The following is an 18,391-nucleotide window of genomic DNA, read 5'->3' on the forward strand; positions in this document are numbered from 1 at the left end:
TTCCGTGCGATCGGGTTTACTGAGTCCTCTAATAATAACCTCCCTGCAGAATAAATATCCATGCTGAGTCAAAGTAGCCGTAACGTCCTGCCGTTAATCGGGGCGCTGTTCACGTTATATATTGTCTGGGGTTCTACCTACTTCGTTATTCGTCTGGGCGTGGAGAGCTGGCCACCGCTGATGATGGCCGGGATCCGCTTTTTGGTCGCCGGTATAGTGCTGTTCAGCTTTTTAGCGTTGCGCGGCCATGCATTACCAACCCTCAGGCAGTGGCTGGCCGCTGGCACTATCGGTATCTTGCTACTGGCGGTGGGTAACGGTCTGGTGACCGTGGCGGAACACCAGCACGTACCTTCCGGTATTGCCGCCGTGATGGTCGCGACGGTACCGCTGTTCACCCTGTTCTTCAGCCTGTTTTGGGGCATGCGCAATACCAAGCTGGAGTGGGCAGGTATCGCATTGGGCCTTGTGGGGATCGTATTGCTCAATACCGGCAATAACCTGGTGGGCAACCCTACCGGTGCGTTATTGATCCTGCTGGCTTCCGCCAGTTGGGCCTTTGGCTCGGTGCTGGGGTCACGTATTTCGCTACCGGCCGGACCGATGGCGGGCGCGGCGGAAATGCTGGTTGCCGGAGTGGTTCTGCTGGTCGTCAGTCAGCTCAGCGGCGAACGCCTGACGCAGATGCCCAGCGCCAAAGGTTTCTTTGCGCTGGGATACCTGATTATCTTCGGTTCCATGTTGGCCATTAGCGCCTATATGTTTTTGCTGAAAAACGTGCGTCCGGCGGTAGCCACCAGTTATGCCTATGTCAATCCGGTGGTGGCCGTGCTGCTCGGCATCGGTTTTGCCGGCGAATCGCTGGCACCGCGTGAATGGGCGGCGCTGGTGATTATCGTAGCGGCGGTGGTGCTGGTGACGCTGGGCAAATTCCTGTTTACTCGCCCGGTCAGTCGCATAAGCAGGGAAAGGTAGAGGCGCTGCACGCTGCGGCCGAATTAATCGGGGCGAATGTATTCGCCCCCTACAGCGGCTGGAGTGACAAATCCACCGGAAACAGGTTTAAACGCTGCAGCTTGAAAGACGACGGGTATTAAAACGATTCTTGTTTCATATTACGAAGCGTCTATAATTCCCGTTGTTCCTGGCAACCTGCGAAATCATCCCCATGCTGAAAAAATCGTTCATTATCGTTATCTTTCTGTGTGCCTTTGGTTCACTCGGCGGCGTATTCCTGGCCGGGCTGAATATGTACACCCGTTCCACCACGCCGCTAGAAGAGACCGCCACGTCACACGAAGCCGCCGCCACTGCCACTCCGGCAGAGAGCATTCAGGCCAAGTGATGCGTCCCGCGCTGGCAGCGTTGTTGTAAAAAAACGCTGCAGTCGCCCGACGCGCGCCGGTATCTGCAAAGGGCGCGGTAACCGCCTCATTGCTCCATTTCAGCAGCAATTCCCCTTCTCTTCTTTCGCCAACCGTTGGTGCGATTTTCTGCGCGCTGCCGCCGACAGAAACGTCAACAAATTACCGCTGTGTTCAACCCCATTCTGCGGTCAAAGTCTCATCTATTCAGTCTGCCACTCTTCCTGATGAAATAGCATTGACCGTAAAACACTCAAGAGTTATGGTTAAATCATAACTTTCTGGAGTACTGAAAATGGATGCAAGCAATGGACTGGACTACATCCTTAGCCTTCATGGCACCCGAGTAAACCGTGAAGATGGCTACTGGTGGAAAATAGAAGCATGGAAAGTAACCAAAACGGCTTTCATTCCCCATGGCATACGCTACAACTTGACGCTGCATGATAAATACAACACCCGAGTGTTTGGCATCGACAATGCCCATGCCATTAAAGTCCCTAGAAAAGGGCTATTTTCAGGCCGAATACTTTACGACCACCAACATCAGACGCCCACGGATAAAGGCTCACCCTATGAGTTTCATTCCGCTTTTCAGTTGGTGGAAGATTTCTTCAATAAAATCGATGAAGTCATAAGCAAGAGAGAAAACCGAGGTTGAAGATGAAAGCACTGATTGGCGTAATGCCTGAAGAGTTGATCCGCAAACGGATACTGGCCATTGCAAAAGGTGAATACCAGCCGCAGGAGCGTGAACCGCAGGTCTGGTTCACCTCAATGATTGCTTTGGCCCAGGTGCTCAGCAATGAAAATATTGCCTTGCTGCGGATGATTGATACGGAAAAACCGGAAACCATGAGCCGATTGGCGGAACTCTCCGGTCGGCAAATAAGCAATCTTTCCGCCACGCTGAAAACGCTCAGCGGCCACGGTCTGGTATCGATGGAAAAACGCGGCCGAACGGTCAAACCCAAAGCCTTATTTACTGACTTCGAGATCATTGTCGATCAAAAATTGAACGCACGCTTTAGCGCCGCCTGAACGCAGGCCAGTCATAAGCTTACAGCGTTGTCACCCCGCGGGCGGCGGCCTGCTGCTCCAGCTCGGTGATTATTTGGTATGCCGAACGCGGCACCAGGCTGAAATCGCCGATCAGCAGATTGTCGCTTACCGCTTCGCCCAGCATCGCCTTCGCCCCGGCACGCAGTATTTCCAGCTGTTCCGGCGGGGTCTGCGACGAGGTAATCAAGGGTAGCCCCGGCACGCTGGCCGTTCGTCCAATAATTTTCAGCCCGGCCAACGCCTGTGGCCGTGCCCGTTTCAACAGTTCCAGGCTGACGCAGTCGACGGCGGCAATGTCTGCCTGCCGGTTTTGGATCAGCTTGAGCGACTGATAGTGCGCCCCGGAGGCGATGGCAGCACTGAAGAAGCTGCCGTTCTGTGCCAAGGGTGCGATCAGCGCACGCAAGCTGTTATGCCCTGACTGAGAGTCGGTACTGTTGTATGCGGCGATCCGGCCGCGAAAATCCGCCAGCCGCTCGCCTGAGTCGTCGTCGCGCACCACCAACCAACTGCTGTAATTCGCGCCCTCACAACCCTCGACGCGGTAGTGATAAGTCCCGATCAGCTGCACCTGCTTCAGGCTGCTGACCAGCGGATAACCGCAGGTTTGGCTGAGCAATAAATCGTCCTGTAGCCATTGCTGAGCCAGGTCGTGCGGCCAGACGAGCTGTTCAGGAGCCAGCGGCAATCCCAACTGCAGTAATTTACCGCGCAGCACTCGCCAGAAAGATTCGGCCGGTTGATGAGTCACGCCATACATCGGCAAAGATACTTGCATCCTATTCCCTTACCCCGCAGAAGAAGCCGCCTGCGTCTGCTGACGCCAGGCGGTGAGATAGCGCACCCAGCGCTCAAACAGCATATCGGTAATGATCGCCAGCAGCGCCACCACTACCGCGCCCTGGATCACGTAGGCGGTATTAAAACCGCTTAGGCCAATGATTATCGGCGAACCAAGCGTTTTGGTGCCGACGGTGGAAGCGATTGCCGCCGTGCCGATATTGATGATCACCGAGGTCCGAATACCGGCAACAATCACCGGCGCCGCCAGCGGCAGTTCGACGCGCCACAGAATTTGCCTGGCGCTCATGCCAACCCCTTGCGCAACCTCGCGTGTCGCGCTGGGTACCGATTCAATACCCGTCAGAGTGCCCTGCAAGATCGGCAGCAAACCGTACAGCACCAGTGCGATAATCGCCGGCTGTTCGCTAAAGCCCATCACAGGTACCGCTACCGCCAGCACCGCCACGGGCGGAAAAGTCTGGCCGACCGCTACCACGGTTTCCACCAGCGAACGAAACGCCTTACCGGCAGGGCGCGTCACGCCGATCCCGGCCGCTACGCCAATCACCACGGCGATCAGACTGGAGACCGCGACCAGCAACAGATGTGCCCACACCAGCGAGATAAAACTGTCCTGCTGATACACCGGCCTTTCCAGATCGGGAAACCAGGCAGCAAACAGGCCATGCAAATGATTCATGCCAAACACCAGCGCCAGCAGCAGGGCAAAGGTCCAGGGCAGCGGATCGCGAAGCCAACGCAGGGCTTTAGGCGCACTCATGACAGCGCCTTTTGGGCAATCAGATCGTTGAAATGCAGCACGCCGAGTGCTTCTCCTTGCTCCCCCACCACCGGCAAGCATTCACTGCCGCGCGCCACAAATACCGACAGCGCTTCACGCAGGTTCATGGTGGAGGAAATAGGTTCACCGTCCGCATGCCCGGGCCGTACCCGTTCCGCCACCGTGCCTAAAGAAAGCAGTTTGATGCCGCGATCGCTTCGGCCAAAGAAATCGCGCACAAAATCGTTGGCCGGTGCAGTCAGCAGCTCCAGCGGCGTGCCTTGTTGCACCACACGTCCCTGATCGAGCAACACGATGCGATCGGCCAATGCCAGCGCTTCGTCAATGTCATGCGTCACCAGTACGATGGTGCGCCCGGAGAGATGATGAATACGCGCAATCTCCGTCTGCAGCGCGGTGCGCGTTACCGGATCGAGAGCGCCAAAGGGTTCGTCCATCAACAATACTTCCGGATCGGCAGCCAACGCGCGCGCCACTCCCACCCGCTGCTGTTGCCCGCCGGAAAGCTGGTGCGGATAACGGTGTCGGAACAGTTCCGGCTCCAGGTGCAACAGCTCCAGCAGTTCGGTCACCCGATCGCGGATCCGTGCCCGCGGCCATTTCAGCAATTGCGGCACGGTGGCGATGTTCTCCTCTACCGTCCAATGCGGAAACAGGCCGATCGACTGAATGGCATAGCCCATGCGGCGCCGCAGATCCTGCGGTTTGAATTTTTGGATCTCTTCATCGGCAAAGTAAATTTTGCCCTGATCGTGTTCGATCAGCCGGTTGATCATTTTTAATGTGGTGGATTTACCGGAGCCTGAGGTACCGATCAGTACGGCAAATTCGCCTTTGGCAATCTGCAGCGTCAGATCGTCCACCGCCGGCTTACCCTGAAAAATCTTGCTGACCTGATTAAACTGAATCATCGGCGTGACACTTCCAAAATTGAAACCATAAATTTAAACAGCGAATCGACGATTACCGCCATCACGATCACCGGGATCACGCCCAGCAGCACCAGATCCAGCGCGCTGCTCAGCAAACCCTGGAAAACGATGGCGCCGAAACCTCCGGCACCGATCAACGCGGCCACCACCGCCATACCGACGGTCTGCACCGCCAGAATGCGCACGCCGGTCAGAAACAGCGGCAAAGCCAACGGCAGCTGTACGCGAAAGAAAATCTGGCCGCGCGTCAGTCCCATACCGCTGGCAGATTCGATCACGCTGGCGGGCACGCTCTGTAACCCGGCCACCACGCTGCGCACCAGCGGCAACAGGGCGTACAACACCAGGGCGACTATCGCCGGCGCCATGCCAATGCCGCTGACGCCGTGTTCCGCCAGCCAGGGCACCGCCTTCGCCAACCCGGCCAACGGCGCTATCAGCAGGCCGAACAGGGCAATCGACGGCACGGTCTGGATAATGTTCAGCGTGGAGAAGATCGGGGTTTGCAAACGGGATGAACGAAAACACAACACCCCGAGCGGCACGCCGATCAGCAGCGCCGGGACCATCGTCGCCAGCAGAATAGTCAGGTGCTGCAACAGCGCGGCATCAAACACATCTTGCCGGTTGTAATATTCTTTCAGCAGCGAAAGCTGATCCAACTGATGGCCGAACAGCAGCGCCAGCGCAGGCAATATCACCAGCAGGTTGCCGAGCATGCGCCACAAATGCGAAGACGTGATGCGGGTGATGGCATCGGCAGCCATCAGCAGGCTCAGCGCCAGCATCAGCCAGCAGCCGCTGCCCCAGGAGGTACGCGCCAGTTTGGAACCATCCTGCGCCAACTGCTGCGCAGCATGCCCGCTCAGCCAGAAGGTGAGCGCCAGCAGCGCTGCAGCCGCCAGCGCGGTCAACAATGCATTGCGCCTGAGCGGTGGCAACAGGCTGAGCACTGCCAGCACCAACAGCGGGGCCAATAGCCACAGCGCCGGGCCGTGCAGCAGGGAAATCAGGGAAATGCTCTTGCCCGACAGCAGGCGATTGGGGGCATAGCTGAGGAACGGCAGGCCAAATGCGGCCAGCAGCAACAAAACAAGCAGCGTCAGTAATACGCGGTTTTTTACGGCAATAATCAAAGAAACTCTCCGGCTCCATAGTCAATGGGCCCTGCTCTCCCTCTCTCCCATGGAGAGAGAGGGAATATCAGCGCTATCCCTTAACCAATCCTTTTTCTTTCAGATAAGCGGCCGCAACCTGTTTGGCATCCTGACCTTCCACCGCGATCTGCGCATTAAGTTTTTGCAGCGTCGGGCCGTCCAGCGTTGCAAAGACCGGCTTCAGCAATTCGGCGATATTGGCGTGCTGTTTCAGCGCGGCTTCACGAATGATCGGTGCCGGTGCGTAAATCGGCTGCACCCCTTTTGGGTCTTCCAGCGTTTGCAGACCCAGGGCCGCCACCGGGCCATCGGTGCCGTAAGCCATGGCCGCGTTCACGCCGGAGGTTTGCTCCGCCGCCGCTTTAATGGTCACCGCCGTGTCCCCTCCAGCCAGCGACAGCAGTTGATCCTGATTCAGCTTAAAGCCATAGGCATTCTGGAATGCCGGCAGTGCGTCCGGACGTTCGATAAATTCCGCCGAGGCCGCCAGTTTGAACTTGCCGCCGCCGTTGATCCATTTGCCCAGATCGGCAAGCGTCTTCAGGTGGTTGGCGTCCGCCACGTCCTGACGGATGGCAATAGTCCAGGTATTGTTGGCCGGCGAAGCATCCAGCCAGACAATTTTGTTCTTGTCGTAATCGAGTTTTTTGACCTTCTCAAAACCGGCCTGGGCGTTCTTCCACGCCGGATCTTTTTCATCGGAGAAGAAAAATGCGCCGTTGCCGGTGTATTCCGGGTAGATGTCAATCTCGCCGGAGGTGATCGCCCCGCGCAGCACCTTGGTGGTACCGAGCTGTAATTTGTTGGTGGTTTTGATGCCGTTGGACTCCAGCACCTGCACGATGATGTTACCCAGCAGCGAGCCTTCGGTATCGATTTTTGAGCCCACGCGCACCGTGTCGGCCGCCTGAGCCACGCCGATACTCGCGGCAAGTAAACCCAGTGCCAAAGCGAAAACGCGACCACGTAATGGGGTGATTGCCATACTTTTTCCTCTTGTTGTGTATTTTCCGGCTATTTGGCCAGATCGATTGGAAAATCCTGAGACGCGCGTTTCCATCGCACGATAAAAGTCTCCGCCGGCCAGGCTTCGGTTTCGCCCTGAACTTCCTTTAGCGGCTCGCCGGCGTTAAACGGATGAACCTCAACGGCGACCGGGGTAAAAGCGTATTCGCTGACCCATTGGCCATAGCCCTGCACCACAAATCCCTGGCTGCGCTGCTGGTAAGCACCGCGCTCCGCCAGATAGACCTGCCTTAAACCGTACCACGGCAAGCCGGGGAGATCATGGTGAACTAAATGATAGTTCAGATTGAGAAACAGCAGCCGCCACGGCCAAGCCGCCTCATTAATAATAGAACGTGCCTGCGGAGCTTCAACGGCGCGGTGCTCAAAAAACGATCTTATCTTGGTCAGCGCCAGCGCTGGATAGCCGATCGCCAACAGGTAAAACGCCGTGCCAATGCCATGTTGCTTCAGCCAAACCAGCACTGCCGCCAGCAGCAGCAGATGCACCAACCACATCACCAACGTGCGCAGTTCACCGGCGGCAATCGCTTTCAGCGCATTAACCCCCGTCGCGACGATATCCAGCGCCGGACCGAACACAATCCGCCCGCCAAGCGTATTGCGCACCTTGGCCAACAGCGGAAACAATCTGGGATAACGCTGCCACTGTGTCTGACTGAAATAATAACTTTCGGGATCTTCATGCGGGTCGGTCAGATGTTCATTGCGGTGATGCTGAATATGCGAATCGCGATACAGCCCATAGGGATACCACACCGCCAGCGGCAACAGGCCAAAGAGTTGATTGATGCGGGGCCACCGTGTCGGATGGCCGTGGATCAGCTCATGCTGCAACGACATATACCAGGTGGCCAACAAAATCAGCAACGGCGTGCCAAGCCAGGGTCCCAGCGACTGCCAGTAGTGCACCACGCCAAACCAGCCGCCGTACACCGCCGCCATGATGCCCCAGGTCGGCAACTCGCATCGCCAATACCAGCGCTGGTTAAGCTGTTGGATCCAAAGGCGTTGTGCAGAATGCAAATAGTGGCTGTGGCTTTTGGTTGAGGACATGCGGCGGCTCGCTGTGGGTCATTTTCCTCAGTATCTGCGAGCAGCGCAGGCGCTCAAAATAACGAAAGCGGTAAAGCAAAGTTAAAAATCAGCTATTTATGCCGCTTTTATTGATGGCGCTCCCATTATCGCGCGTTCATTGAATTCAACGCCGTCCGCCAGCAGCGATTGCTGGTAAGATCCGAGTCGAAAAGCCTTTGCCCACGTTAGCAATAAAAATTCGTCACATCAGGAGGTTGCATGCGTCAACGGATCATTGTCTGCCCAATCATTGAGAATAATGGCGAGTATTTACTCTGTAAAATGGCTGATGACCGCGGTGTTTTTCCCGGCCAGTGGGCATTGTCCGGCGGTGGCATGGAACCGGGAGAGACAATTGAGCAAGCGCTCCGTCGTGAGATCAGAGAAGAATTAGGCGAAGCCCTGCAGATCACACAGATGACACCCTGGACTTTCAGAGATGATGTCCGCACCAAGACATATCCTGACGGGACACAAGAGCCTATCTATATGCTGTATCTGATCTTCGATTGTGTCAGCGCCAATCGTCAGATCACCGTCAATGAAGAGTTTCAGGAAGTGGCCTGGGTGAGGCCTGACAAGTTAGGTGAACTTGACCTCAATGAGGCCACCCGCATCACCTTTGCGCAGAAGGGCATGTTGTAACAGGTATTTTGCTCACCGCATCCCGGCATCCGATGCGGTAAGCCATCGGCATCAGGGAACGAAATCCAGCACCGAGCTGTTGAATAAGGCGTATTCGGTCTGACTGGTCATTTTGGGCAGTTTGGCGCGCTGTACTGCCTGACTTGCTACAGCGCAAAACTCAGCATCGCCTGCCAGAACCTTGAAATCCTTCAGGGAGCCGTCCGGTAACAGATGAATGCTGATCGAACAGGTTTGGGATTTGTATTTGCCGAGCGTCGGCATTTCTTGCGTAATGGCACGACGCATTCTTTCCGGGTAGTTGCCCGACGGCGGCTGCACCGATGCCGCGGCAGACATCGGTTTCTCCAGCCCGGCAGCCTCGGAACGGTGGTCCGTATTACAACCGGCCAGCAACGGTAACAACGCTACCAAAAGCCACATCCCTGTTTTCATCATTCTGCATCCTTGTCGTTCCGCACAATGGCGGGGCATCAAGATGCCGGGTACAGGCTCCCGGCATCGGCACACTGCTGCAAGCGTTCACGCCACCATTTGGACGCCAAACCGGCGTTATTCTCACGCCAGCCAAAATAAGCGACGTCGCTGCAGCGCTCAGATTCGACGTTTTTCGCGACCAACTCGCCACTTTTCAGGTAAGGTTCAGCCAGATAACGCGGCAAATAACCACAGCCGAGACCGCTGAGCTGCACCCGCAACTTGGCGTCGAAACCGAATACTGTCAAAGTGTCCTGCTCCTCAAGAATATTCAGGTTCTGCGGTGCGTTCACCCTTGAGGTATCACGCACCACCACGGCACGGTGCTGACGGATCTCTGCCTTCGGCAAAGGCTCCGCCATTGTCGCCAGCGGGTGTTGCGGCGCGACGGCAAATACGTAGTCCAGCCGACCCAACTGACTAAAAGCATAGCCTACCCGCGACGGGGGTTCACAAATCGCGCCAATAATAATATCCGCACAACCATAAACCAGCGACTCCCAGGATCCCGCCAGCACCTCGTGACTAACGCGCAGCCGGGTATGGTGATTCTGCTGATAAAATTCTTCCATCAGCGGCAACAGGCGCTCAAAAGGAAACGAGGCATCGATACCGAGAGTGATCTCGCTTTCCCAGCCGTTTTCCACATAGCGAGCCTGCTGCTCCAAATCCTGCGCGGCGCGCAATAGCACCCGGCCCTTTTCCAACATCAACTTGCCGGTATCGGTGAATTTGGCGCGGTGGCCTGAGCGATCGAGCAAGGTGATGTCGAGATCGCTCTCCAGTTTTTGCACCATATAGCTCAACGCCGAAGGTGTTTTAAACAGCACGGCGGCGGCCGCCGCAAATGACCCGTGCCGATCGAGCGCATCCAAAATCAATAACGCTTCCAGGTTTAACCTCATCGCTCCCTCTCCGTGTATAAAAAAACTCAACAAGACGGCAAAAATTCTGCGCTATCTTTGAAATCAGCCCCTGCCTACCATGCGGTTTATCGACGTTACATTCACCCGTTGTTAAACCTAAGTCTTTCTGGGAAGGTAAATAATGTCTAAATTTCAATTACTTGATAAAGATAATTCTGCACTGATTTTCATTGACCACCAGCCGCAAATGTCTTTTGGCGTGGCCAATATTGATCGCCAGCAGCTGAAAAACAACGTGGTCGGTCTGGCGAAAGCCGGCAAGATTTTTAATGTTCCCACCCTTTTCACCTCGGTTGAAACCGAAAGTTTCAGCGGCTATATCTGGCCAGAACTGTTGGCGGTTCACCCTGAAATCACCCCGATTGAACGCACTTCGATGAACTCCTGGGAAGACGCAGCCTTCGTAAAGGCCGTTGAAGCCACCGGTCGCAAAAAGCTGGTGATTTCCGCGCTGTGGACCGAAGTCTGTCTGACTTTCCCGGCGCTGATGGCGCTCGAGGCAGGCTATGAAGTTTACGTGGTCACCGACACTTCCGGCGGTACCTCGGTGGATGCGCATGAGCGTTCCATCGACCGTATGGTGCAGGCCGGTGCCATCCCGGTAACCTGGCAGCAGGTGCTATTGGAGTATCAACGCGACTGGGCGCGCAAAGAGACTTACGACGCGGTTATGGAACTGGTGCGCGAACACAGCGGTGCTTACGGCATGGGCGTTGACTACGCTTACACCATGGTGCATCACGCCCCGGCGCGGGTGGCGAAATAAACCTTAACCCCGGCCGCGTCGCCGGGGTTTTTCTGGAGTCGGTGCTATGGCCCACCCGCAGCATGTCACGCTAGTTATCACTCACCGTTTGGCGCCGGGGCAGGAACCGGCCTACGAGGCCTGGCTGAAGCGCATTATGCCCGAAGCCGCCAACTTTGCCGGACATCTGGGCGTTAACGTGATCCGCCCCACCGGTCATGAGCAGGCCTACACCGTACTGGTTCGTTTTGACAATCTCGACAACCTGTCCCAGTGGGTGAATTCACCGCTGCGCAAACGCTACATCGAGGAAGTTTCGCCGCTGCTGCTGGAGAGCGACAGCATTGAAATTCGGCCCGGCGCAGAATTCTGGTTCACGCCGCCGAGCGCCAATACCCGCCAGCCCGCCAAGTGGAAACAATTTTTGATCACCCTGCTGGTGATTTTTCCGTCCACCAATCTGGTGCCCTGGTTTTGGGGAAACCTGTTGCCGCAGTTGAACGGCACGCTGGTCGGCCACCTGCTTAATGACGCCACCGTCGTCGCCCTGGTGGTCTTCCTCTGGATGCCGATAGTCACACGCATATTTCATCAATGGCTCACCCGCCGTTAGGCGGCCTGCCGGGAGAACGTTATGAGTAACTCTGCTTCCCTGATTATCACCAACGGTAAATTTCACACCGTCGATCGCGAGGCGCCTACCGCCCAGGCGGTTGCTATCCGCGACGGCAAATTCCTCGCCGTCGGCAGTGAAAACGACGTTATGCAGCATGCAGGACCTGAAACTCAGGTGATTGATCTGCACGGCCACACCGCCGTCCCCGGCCTCAATGACTCGCACCTGCACCTGATCCGCGGCGGTCTGAACTACAACCTTGAGCTGCGTTGGGAAGGAGTGCCGTCGTTGGCCGATGCGCTGCGCATGCTGAAACAGCAGGCACTGCGTACCCCCAGCCCACAATGGGTGCGGGTGGTCGGCGGCTGGACCGAATTCCAGTTCGCGGAACGCCGCATGCCAACGCTGGACGAAATTAATCAGGCGGCGCCGGACACCCCGGTGTTTATTCTGCACCTGTACGATCGCGCTTTACTCAACCGTGCCGCGCTGAAAGTGGTGGGCTACACCAAGGACACGCCAAATCCGCCGGGGGGCGAGATCCAGCGAGATGGCAACGGCAACCCAACCGGCATGCTGATTGCCAAGCCTAATGCCATGATCCTGTATGCCACGCTGGCCAAAGGGCCCAAGCTGCCGCTTGAACAACAGGTCAATTCCACCCGTCAGTTTATGCGCGAGCTCAATCGCCTGGGCCTGACCAGCGCCATTGACGCCGGCGGCGGCTTCCAGAACTACCCCGATGACTATCAGGTGATTTCCGAACTGCACGATAAGCAGCAACTCACTCTGCGTATCGCCTATAACCTGTTCACTCAGCGACCGAAGCAGGAGCTGGAAGATTTCCAGCTGTGGACCGACATGCTGAAACCCGGTCAGGGCACCGATTTTTACCGTCATAACGGTGCCGGTGAAATGTTGGTGTTCTCCGCCGCCGACTTCGAGGATTTCCTCCAGCCGCGTCCGGATCTGCCGGAAGGTACGGAAGACGAGCTCGAGCGCGTAGTGCGCCATCTGGTCGAGCACCGCTGGCCGTTCCGCCTGCATGCCACCTATGACGAATCCATCAGCCGCATGCTGAACGTGTTCGAAAAGGTGAACCGCGATATTCCGTTCAACGGCCTGCACTGGATCTTCGACCACGCGGAAACCATCTCCGAACGTAACATCGAGCGGGTGAAAGCGCTGGGCGGCGGCATTGCCGTACAGCATCGCATGGCATTTCAGGGGGAATACTTTGCCGAACGCTACGGCAAAGAAGCCGCCAAACAGACGCCGCCGGTCGCAAAAATGCTGGCGGCCGAGTTGCCGGTCGGGTTAGGCACCGACGCCACCCGCGTGGCCAGTTATAACCCGTGGACGGCGCTGTATTGGCTGGTGTCCGGCCGTACCGTTGGCGGTATGGCGATGTACGACGACAGTGCGCGATTGGATCGCGAAACGGCCCTGATGTTGTGGACCCAGGGCAGCGCCTGGTTCTCAACCGAACAGGGTAAAAAAGGACAGATTAAGGTCGGACAGTTAGCCGATCTGGCCGTGCTGTCGCAGGATTATTTCAGCATACCCGAGGAGCAGATCAAGGGGATTGAATCGGTGATGACGGTGGTGGACGGCAAGGTGGTATACGCCGCCGGCAGTTTTTCACCGCTGGCGCCGCCGGCAATTCCGGTACTGCCTGACTGGTCGCCGGTGACCCAGGTGCCGGGGCATTATCGCTCTGCCCCTCCTTCAGCCGCGGCCCGCGTCGGGGTGCTGAGCCAGGCGCACCAGTGTTGCGGCCCTTGCGGCGTGCACGCGCATCAGCATGACGTCGCCCGCCGTTCCAGCATTCCTGTTTCAGACGACAATGCCTTTTGGGGCGCATTCGGTTGTTCCTGCTTCGCTTTTTGATTAGCAGGCTATCACCGCAGCAAGTTATCAAGCTAATAGCTTATTAACTTATTAGCCAGCTAAGCTATGACGCTCTCAAGTTGTGAGCGTCATAGCCCTGGGTTAATCGCGATTAATTTCCAGCCAGCGCCGTTGTTCGGCGGAGGCGGCTATCGCATCCAGTACGCAAGATACTTTCCAGCCTTCTTCAAAGTCAGGCCACATGCGATCACTGGCGGCAATGCCGTTAACCAGATCGCGGATCTCCACCGTTTTCTGATCGTTAAAACCAATGCCGTGCCCCGCGCTAATACAGAAGGCGGCGTAATCCGGATGCTTAGGGCCTACCAGCAGCGTTTTAAACCCCTGGCGCTCCGCCGGCTCATCGTGACGATACAGCTTCAGCTCCGCCATTCGCTCCTGGGTGTAACTTAACGTGCCCTTGGTCCCGGTGACCACGTAGGTCAGCCCCATCTTGCGCCCGCAGGCAATGCGTGAAGTCTCGATGGTACCCATGGCGCCACCGGCAAAACGCACCAGCGCGCTGGCCTGATCCTCATTTTCAACCTGATGCATCAGCGTAGGGTCTTTCGCATCCGGGCGCTGTTTGATGATGGTCTGCATATCGCCGGAGACCGCCACAATGTCACCCACCAGGTAATGCGCCATGTTGACAATATGCGCCGCCAAATCGCCCAGCGCGCCTAACCCGGCCGTGGCCTTGCGGCAGTGCCAGTCGATAGGCGTACGCGGATCGGCGAGATAATCTTCATTGTGGGTGCCGTAAAAATGCACCACTTCGCCAATCTCGCCATTGGCGATAATTTCGCGCGCCAGCTGGCTGGTCGGGTTCTTCATATAGTTGAAACCCACCAGCGTTTTAACCCCCTTGGCGCGAGCGGCCTGCACCATTTCAGCGGCGTCTTTGGCGTCCAACGCCAGCGGTTTTTCAGAATAAACGTGTTTGCCGTGACGAATCGCTTCCAGCGCCATCTCCTTATGCAGGAAATTCGGCGCGCAGATATCCACCACATCAATAGCCGGATCGGCCACCAGTTGGCGCCAGTCGGCGGTCGAACGAGAGAAACCAAATTCCGCAGCGCGCTGCTGCGCCAGCTCCGGCGTCACTTCCGCCAGCATTTCCAACACCAGTTCCCCCTTCAGTGGAAATACCGTGGCAGCCTGCGCATAAGCAATAGCGTGGCAGCGCCCAATGTAGCCGGTGCCAATTAAACCAACGCGTACCTGTTTCATCACCCTCTCCCGTTGCCTGTATCCGTAATCTGGTCAGCGCGCCACTCAATGAAACGCGCCGTCTGTGATACGGTTATATGAAATATAAATTTCAATAACAAGCAAAGAGAAAAATAAAACTCATATCCGTGATGCCGTTCATGAAACCTTGCAGACGGGAATGTAACGAGGCAGCCTCGAGGGTACGCGGCGTCTTCTGGCCAAAGATGTCAGGCCAAAATGAATATTTTATTTCATATCATGGCAACCCGTTGGCACCATACAGCAAGAAACCCGGCCGCTGTTGCAGCCGTTGCAAATACCCTTGTAACCCTGGGTAATCCGGGCGCGAGAAAGGCGTCATCAGCCAACGATTGAGCGACAGCCCAATGACCACATCCGCCAGGCTAAAGGTCGTGCCAGCAATATAAGCATTCCCCTGCGCCAAATGCTGTTCGAGCATGCCCATTAACCTGTTCCACTCCCGCTCCGCCGCTGCCAGTCGCTCCGGATCCTGGTAGGCGGCATCCTGGCGAACTCGCGACATGAAAACATAGCGCCAGGCGTTGTTGAGATCGGTGGCCTGCCAGTCCATCCACATTTCTACCGCTGCCCGTGCGCCCGGTTCTGTCGGCAACAGATCCTGACGCCCTTCTCGGCCCGCCAGATAACGACAAATCGTGTTGGATTCCCACAGCACCCGATCGCCGTCAATCAATACCGGCACCAGGCCATTGGGGTTGAGGGCCAAAAACTCCGGTGTTTGCGTGGAGCGAAAACCACTGCCCCAGTCTTCTCTGGTCAGCGGCAACGCCAGTTCATGGCTGGTCCACAATACTTTGCGCACATTGATCGACGAGGCCTTACCCAACAATTTCAACATTTATGTTCTCCAAAAAGGCTTGCGCCCTTCTTGCATTGCCTGTGCGCGCGACAGACCAATGTCCGCCAGTTGAGCATCGTCCAACTGCAACAAAGATCTACGGGTGCGATAACGCTGCAGGTACAACTGCCAAAGTGGAAATCTCGCCCGGTGCTGTACCGGTTCGCCCTCAACAGAAATGCTCATCACAGATCCTCTTTCGGTTTGATCACGAAACCTATGATGCTGATCGCGCGAAAAACAATACAGATTCAGGGCGTTGATATTTTTTCCATACAAAAGCTGTCTCTGCCTATCTGAATGGTCTAATTTAATCTCATCTGTACCGGTTTTTTCCTCAACCATTCTCACTTTGGGTATCTGTATGACACGCTACGCCACCCTGGCCGCGCTCCTTAGCCAACGCATCGAACAGGGGCTCTATCCGGCCGGCGATCGTCTGCCGTCGGTGCGCGCACTAAGCCTGGAACACGGCGTCAGCATCAGCACGGTGCAACAGGCCTATCGCCTGCTGGAAGAGAGCCAACTGGTGGAAGCGCGCCCCAAATCCGGCTATTTCGTACAAAGGCGCCGCACTCTGGCCGAGCTTCCCGCCGTCACCCGTCCGGTGCAGCGACCGGTGGATATTTCGCAGTGGGAGCAGGTACTGGAACTGATCCGAAATAAACCGCGCGAAGATGTGATCCAGCTCGGCCGTGGCATGCCGGATATCAGCGAACCTACGCTGAAACCGTTGACCAAAGCGCTGGGCACCCTGGGCCGTCACGGCGATCTGCGCAGCCTGCTCTACGACAGCATTCAAGGCGTTATCGGCTTGCGTGAACAAATCGCCCGGCTGCTGCTGGACTCCGGTTGCCAGATTAGTGCCGACCAGTTGGTGATCACCACCGGCTGCCACGAGGCGTTGTTCACCGGCCTGCGCGCCGTCTGCCAGCCGGGGGATATCGTGGCGGTAGACTCCCCCTGCTTTCACGGCACCATGCAAACGCTGAAAGGGTTGGGCATGAAGGCGTTGGAAATCCCTACCGATCCGCTGACCGGGATCAGCCTGGAGGCGCTGGAACTGGCGCTGGAGCAGTGGCCGGTGAAAACCATTCTGTTGACGCCCAACTGCAATAACCCCTTGGGTTACATTATGCCGGAGGAGCGTAAACAGCGTTTGCTGACGCTGGCGCAGCGCTACGATGTGACGATCATCGAAGACGACGTATACGGTGATATCGCCTACCAATACCCAAGGCCTCGCACCATCAAATCCTTCGATGAAGACGGCCGGGTATTGCTGTGCAGCTCGTTCTCCAAAACGCTGGCCCCCGGCCTGCGCATTGGTTGGATTGCCCCAGGGCGTTATCTGGAGCGCGTGTTGCACATGAAATATATCGGCACCGGCTCTACCGCGACCCAGCCACAGCTGGCGATTGCCGAATTCATCCGTCACGGCCACTATCTGCAACATCTGCGGCGCATGCGTACCCGCTACCAGCAGAACCGGGACGTGATGACCGGATGGATTATGAAGTACTTCCCGCCCGGTACCCGTGTTAGCCAACCGCGCGGCGGCTTTATGCTGTGGATTGAGCTGGATGAAGCGTTTGATACCCTGCGGCTAAATCGCCATTTGGAACAACAGGGTGTGCAGATCGCCGTCGGCAGCATTTTTTCCGCCTCCGGTAAATACCGTAACTGCCTGCGTATCAACTATGCGCCCAAGCTGACGCCAGAGATTGAACAAGCGGTGCAACGGGTTGGCGAGACCATTCAAATGCTGATGCTGGCGCACGCCCCAGAGCGCGACATCACATTGGCGCGATCGGATTAAACTCTGGCGCAATCGGATTATCCGCATGTGGACGAACCTTCTAGAGTAGAACCTCTTCAACAAGCAGGTACAGGAAGGTGGTTATGTCTCAGTCTCAGGTATGGTTAATTACCGGCAGTTCACGCGGTTTGGGCCAGCAGTTGGCGCAGGCTGTTTTGGCCGCCGGCCACCGTCTGGTCGCGACCGCACGCCAGCCACAGCAGTTACAGCCGCTGGTGGAACAGTACGGTGAGCAAGTGGTCACGGTGGAGTTGGACGTTACTGACGCCGTGGCCGCCAAACGTGCGGTACAGACAGCAATAGACAGCTTCGGCCGACTGGATGTGGTGGTCAACAATGCCGGCTATGGCAACATCGCGCCGGTGGAAGATGCCGATGAAGCCGATTTCCGCGCCCAGGTCGATACCAATTTCTATGGCGTTTTTAACGTCACCCGCGCGGCGCTACCGGTGCTGCGTCAACAGGGCAGCGGCCATATCATTCAGATCTCCACCATAGGCGCACGCCTTGGCGTACCGGGTCTGAGCGCTTACCACACCGCCAAGTGGGCGGTCGAAGGCTTCTCCGAATCGCTGGCAAAAGAAATTGCGCCCTTCGGCGTGAAGGTGACCCTGGTTGAACCCGGCGGTTTCCGCACCGACTGGGCCGGCTCATCAATGGCCATCGCCCCTGTCAGCGCCGCTTATCAGGCAACGCTTGGGCCCATGCTAGACTACTTGCAACAGCATAACGGCAACCAACCCGGCGACCCGGCCAAGGCCGCGCAGGTTATCTTGCAGATCGCCGAGATGGATGAACCCCCGCTGCGCCTGTTACTCGGCAGCGATGCGGTATTTATCGCCGGACAGGTGCAGGCCGAACGTGAAGCGGCGGATGCCAAATTCCGTTACCTCAGCCTGAGCACCGACCGGGACGATAGCCAACCGGATCACGAAACCATGGCGGCGTTGGTGGCCGGCAAATCATAAGGAACAC

21 protein-coding genes are annotated in these 18,391 nt (G+C 56.8%); 10 read left to right on the top strand and 11 right to left on the bottom strand.

What is annotated here, in order from left to right:
* The first annotated feature begins 60 nt into the window (after positions 1 to 60).
* The 4 genes from yedA (at position 61) to ACMGG1_RS17020 (ending at position 2,405) form a co-directional block, all read left to right on the top strand.
* Entirely contained in the window at positions 61 to 975 is a 915-nt protein-coding gene (yedA, locus tag ACMGG1_RS17005; protein ID WP_414160881.1) for a drug/metabolite exporter YedA, read from the top strand.
* A 193-nt stretch (positions 976 to 1,168) separates the two neighbouring features.
* Positions 1,169 to 1,345, top strand: coding sequence for a hypothetical protein (locus ACMGG1_RS17010; RefSeq protein ID WP_162838007.1), 177 nt, complete (start codon positions 1,169 to 1,171; stop codon positions 1,343 to 1,345).
* Positions 1,346 to 1,659: 314 nt separating this feature from the next.
* Complete coding sequence (locus ACMGG1_RS17015) at positions 1,660 to 2,025, top strand: hypothetical protein (RefSeq protein WP_414160882.1); 366 nt, start codon at positions 1,660 to 1,662, stop codon at positions 2,023 to 2,025.
* Between the two features lie 2 nt (positions 2,026 to 2,027).
* Positions 2,028 to 2,405, top strand: coding sequence for a transcriptional regulator (locus tag ACMGG1_RS17020; protein WP_048761481.1), 378 nt, complete (start codon positions 2,028 to 2,030; stop codon positions 2,403 to 2,405).
* Between the two features lie 19 nt (positions 2,406 to 2,424).
* Here ACMGG1_RS17020 and ACMGG1_RS17025 read toward each other — a convergent pair whose 3' ends face one another.
* The 6 genes from ACMGG1_RS17025 to ACMGG1_RS17050 form a co-directional block, all read right to left on the bottom strand.
* Positions 2,425 to 3,204: a phosphate/phosphite/phosphonate ABC transporter substrate-binding protein gene (locus tag ACMGG1_RS17025; RefSeq protein WP_129983536.1), complete on the bottom strand. Its 780-nt coding sequence runs from the start codon at positions 3,202 to 3,204 to the stop codon at positions 2,425 to 2,427.
* 9 nt (positions 3,205 to 3,213) lie between these two features.
* Positions 3,214 to 3,990, bottom strand: a complete 777-nt coding sequence (locus ACMGG1_RS17030) for an ABC transporter permease (protein WP_116690916.1) — start codon at positions 3,988 to 3,990, stop codon at positions 3,214 to 3,216.
* Entirely contained in the window at positions 3,987 to 4,922 is a 936-nt protein-coding gene (locus ACMGG1_RS17035) for an ABC transporter ATP-binding protein (RefSeq protein WP_048761476.1), read from the bottom strand. The genes ACMGG1_RS17030 and ACMGG1_RS17035 overlap by 4 nt, the downstream gene beginning before the upstream one ends.
* On the bottom strand, positions 4,919 to 6,073 hold the full coding sequence (locus tag ACMGG1_RS17040; protein WP_234529104.1) for an ABC transporter permease: 1,155 nt from the start codon (positions 6,071 to 6,073) through the stop codon (positions 4,919 to 4,921). The genes ACMGG1_RS17035 and ACMGG1_RS17040 overlap by 4 nt, the downstream gene beginning before the upstream one ends.
* Positions 6,074 to 6,152: 79 nt before the next feature.
* Positions 6,153 to 7,085, bottom strand: coding sequence for an ABC transporter substrate-binding protein (locus tag ACMGG1_RS17045; protein WP_020825872.1), 933 nt, complete (start codon positions 7,083 to 7,085; stop codon positions 6,153 to 6,155).
* Between the two features lie 29 nt (positions 7,086 to 7,114).
* On the bottom strand, positions 7,115 to 8,182 hold the full coding sequence (locus ACMGG1_RS17050; protein WP_217330960.1) for a fatty acid desaturase: 1,068 nt from the start codon (positions 8,180 to 8,182) through the stop codon (positions 7,115 to 7,117).
* Positions 8,183 to 8,422: 240 nt separating this feature from the next.
* On the opposite strand from ACMGG1_RS17050, the gene nudI reads away from it, so the two are divergent.
* Positions 8,423 to 8,848 carry a nucleoside triphosphatase NudI gene (nudI, locus tag ACMGG1_RS17055; protein ID WP_020825870.1) on the top strand — a complete coding sequence of 142 codons (426 nt, stop codon included), beginning with the start codon at positions 8,423 to 8,425 and terminating at the stop codon, positions 8,846 to 8,848.
* 51 nt (positions 8,849 to 8,899) lie between these two features.
* Here the strand turns inward: nudI and ACMGG1_RS17060 are convergent, their stop codons facing one another.
* Complete coding sequence (locus ACMGG1_RS17060; protein ID WP_020825869.1) at positions 8,900 to 9,286, bottom strand: cell envelope integrity TolA C-terminal domain-containing protein; 387 nt, start codon at positions 9,284 to 9,286, stop codon at positions 8,900 to 8,902.
* Positions 9,287 to 9,321: 35 nt separating this feature from the next.
* Positions 9,322 to 10,230 carry a LysR family transcriptional regulator gene (locus ACMGG1_RS17065; RefSeq protein ID WP_115059468.1) on the bottom strand — a complete coding sequence of 303 codons (909 nt, stop codon included), beginning with the start codon at positions 10,228 to 10,230 and terminating at the stop codon, positions 9,322 to 9,324.
* A 142-nt stretch (positions 10,231 to 10,372) separates the two neighbouring features.
* Between ACMGG1_RS17065 and ACMGG1_RS17070 the strand changes: the two genes are divergently transcribed.
* Genes ACMGG1_RS17070 through ACMGG1_RS17080 form a run of 3 tightly spaced genes read left to right on the top strand, consistent with a single transcriptional unit; the run spans position 10,373 to position 13,502 of the window.
* Positions 10,373 to 11,017, top strand: a complete 645-nt coding sequence (locus tag ACMGG1_RS17070; protein ID WP_020825867.1) for a hydrolase — start codon at positions 10,373 to 10,375, stop codon at positions 11,015 to 11,017.
* A gap of 46 nt (positions 11,018 to 11,063) precedes the next feature.
* Positions 11,064 to 11,609: an antibiotic biosynthesis monooxygenase gene (locus ACMGG1_RS17075; RefSeq protein ID WP_115059469.1), complete on the top strand. Its 546-nt coding sequence runs from the start codon at positions 11,064 to 11,066 to the stop codon at positions 11,607 to 11,609.
* 21 nt (positions 11,610 to 11,630) lie between these two features.
* Positions 11,631 to 13,502 (top strand): amidohydrolase, encoded by a 1,872-nt coding sequence (locus ACMGG1_RS17080; RefSeq protein WP_414160883.1) that lies wholly within the window; start codon positions 11,631 to 11,633, stop codon positions 13,500 to 13,502.
* A gap of 102 nt (positions 13,503 to 13,604) precedes the next feature.
* On the opposite strand, the gene ACMGG1_RS17085 is transcribed toward ACMGG1_RS17080, so the two are convergent.
* The 3 genes from ACMGG1_RS17085 to ACMGG1_RS17095 form a co-directional block, all read right to left on the bottom strand.
* A complete protein-coding gene (locus tag ACMGG1_RS17085; protein ID WP_414160884.1) occupies positions 13,605 to 14,735 on the bottom strand; it encodes a Gfo/Idh/MocA family protein in 1,131 nt (376 codons plus the stop codon).
* Positions 14,736 to 14,973: 238 nt separating this feature from the next.
* A complete protein-coding gene (locus ACMGG1_RS17090) occupies positions 14,974 to 15,597 on the bottom strand; it encodes a glutathione S-transferase family protein (protein ID WP_116690922.1) in 624 nt (207 codons plus the stop codon).
* On the bottom strand, positions 15,598 to 15,783 hold the full coding sequence (locus tag ACMGG1_RS17095) for a DUF1127 domain-containing protein (RefSeq protein ID WP_046374161.1): 186 nt from the start codon (positions 15,781 to 15,783) through the stop codon (positions 15,598 to 15,600). It lies immediately after the preceding gene.
* A 178-nt stretch (positions 15,784 to 15,961) separates the two neighbouring features.
* On the opposite strand from ACMGG1_RS17095, the gene ACMGG1_RS17100 reads away from it, so the two are divergent.
* Positions 15,962 to 17,416 (top strand): PLP-dependent aminotransferase family protein, encoded by a 1,455-nt coding sequence (locus ACMGG1_RS17100; RefSeq protein ID WP_048761448.1) that lies wholly within the window; start codon positions 15,962 to 15,964, stop codon positions 17,414 to 17,416.
* Positions 17,417 to 17,499: 83 nt separating this feature from the next.
* Positions 17,500 to 18,384, top strand: a complete 885-nt coding sequence (locus tag ACMGG1_RS17105) for an oxidoreductase (protein ID WP_262244492.1) — start codon at positions 17,500 to 17,502, stop codon at positions 18,382 to 18,384.
* Positions 18,385 to 18,391 lie beyond the last annotated feature (7 nt).

Source organism: Serratia sp. BNK-12 (assembly GCF_047456085.1).
GTDB lineage: Bacteria > Pseudomonadota > Gammaproteobacteria > Enterobacterales > Enterobacteriaceae > Serratia > Serratia liquefaciens.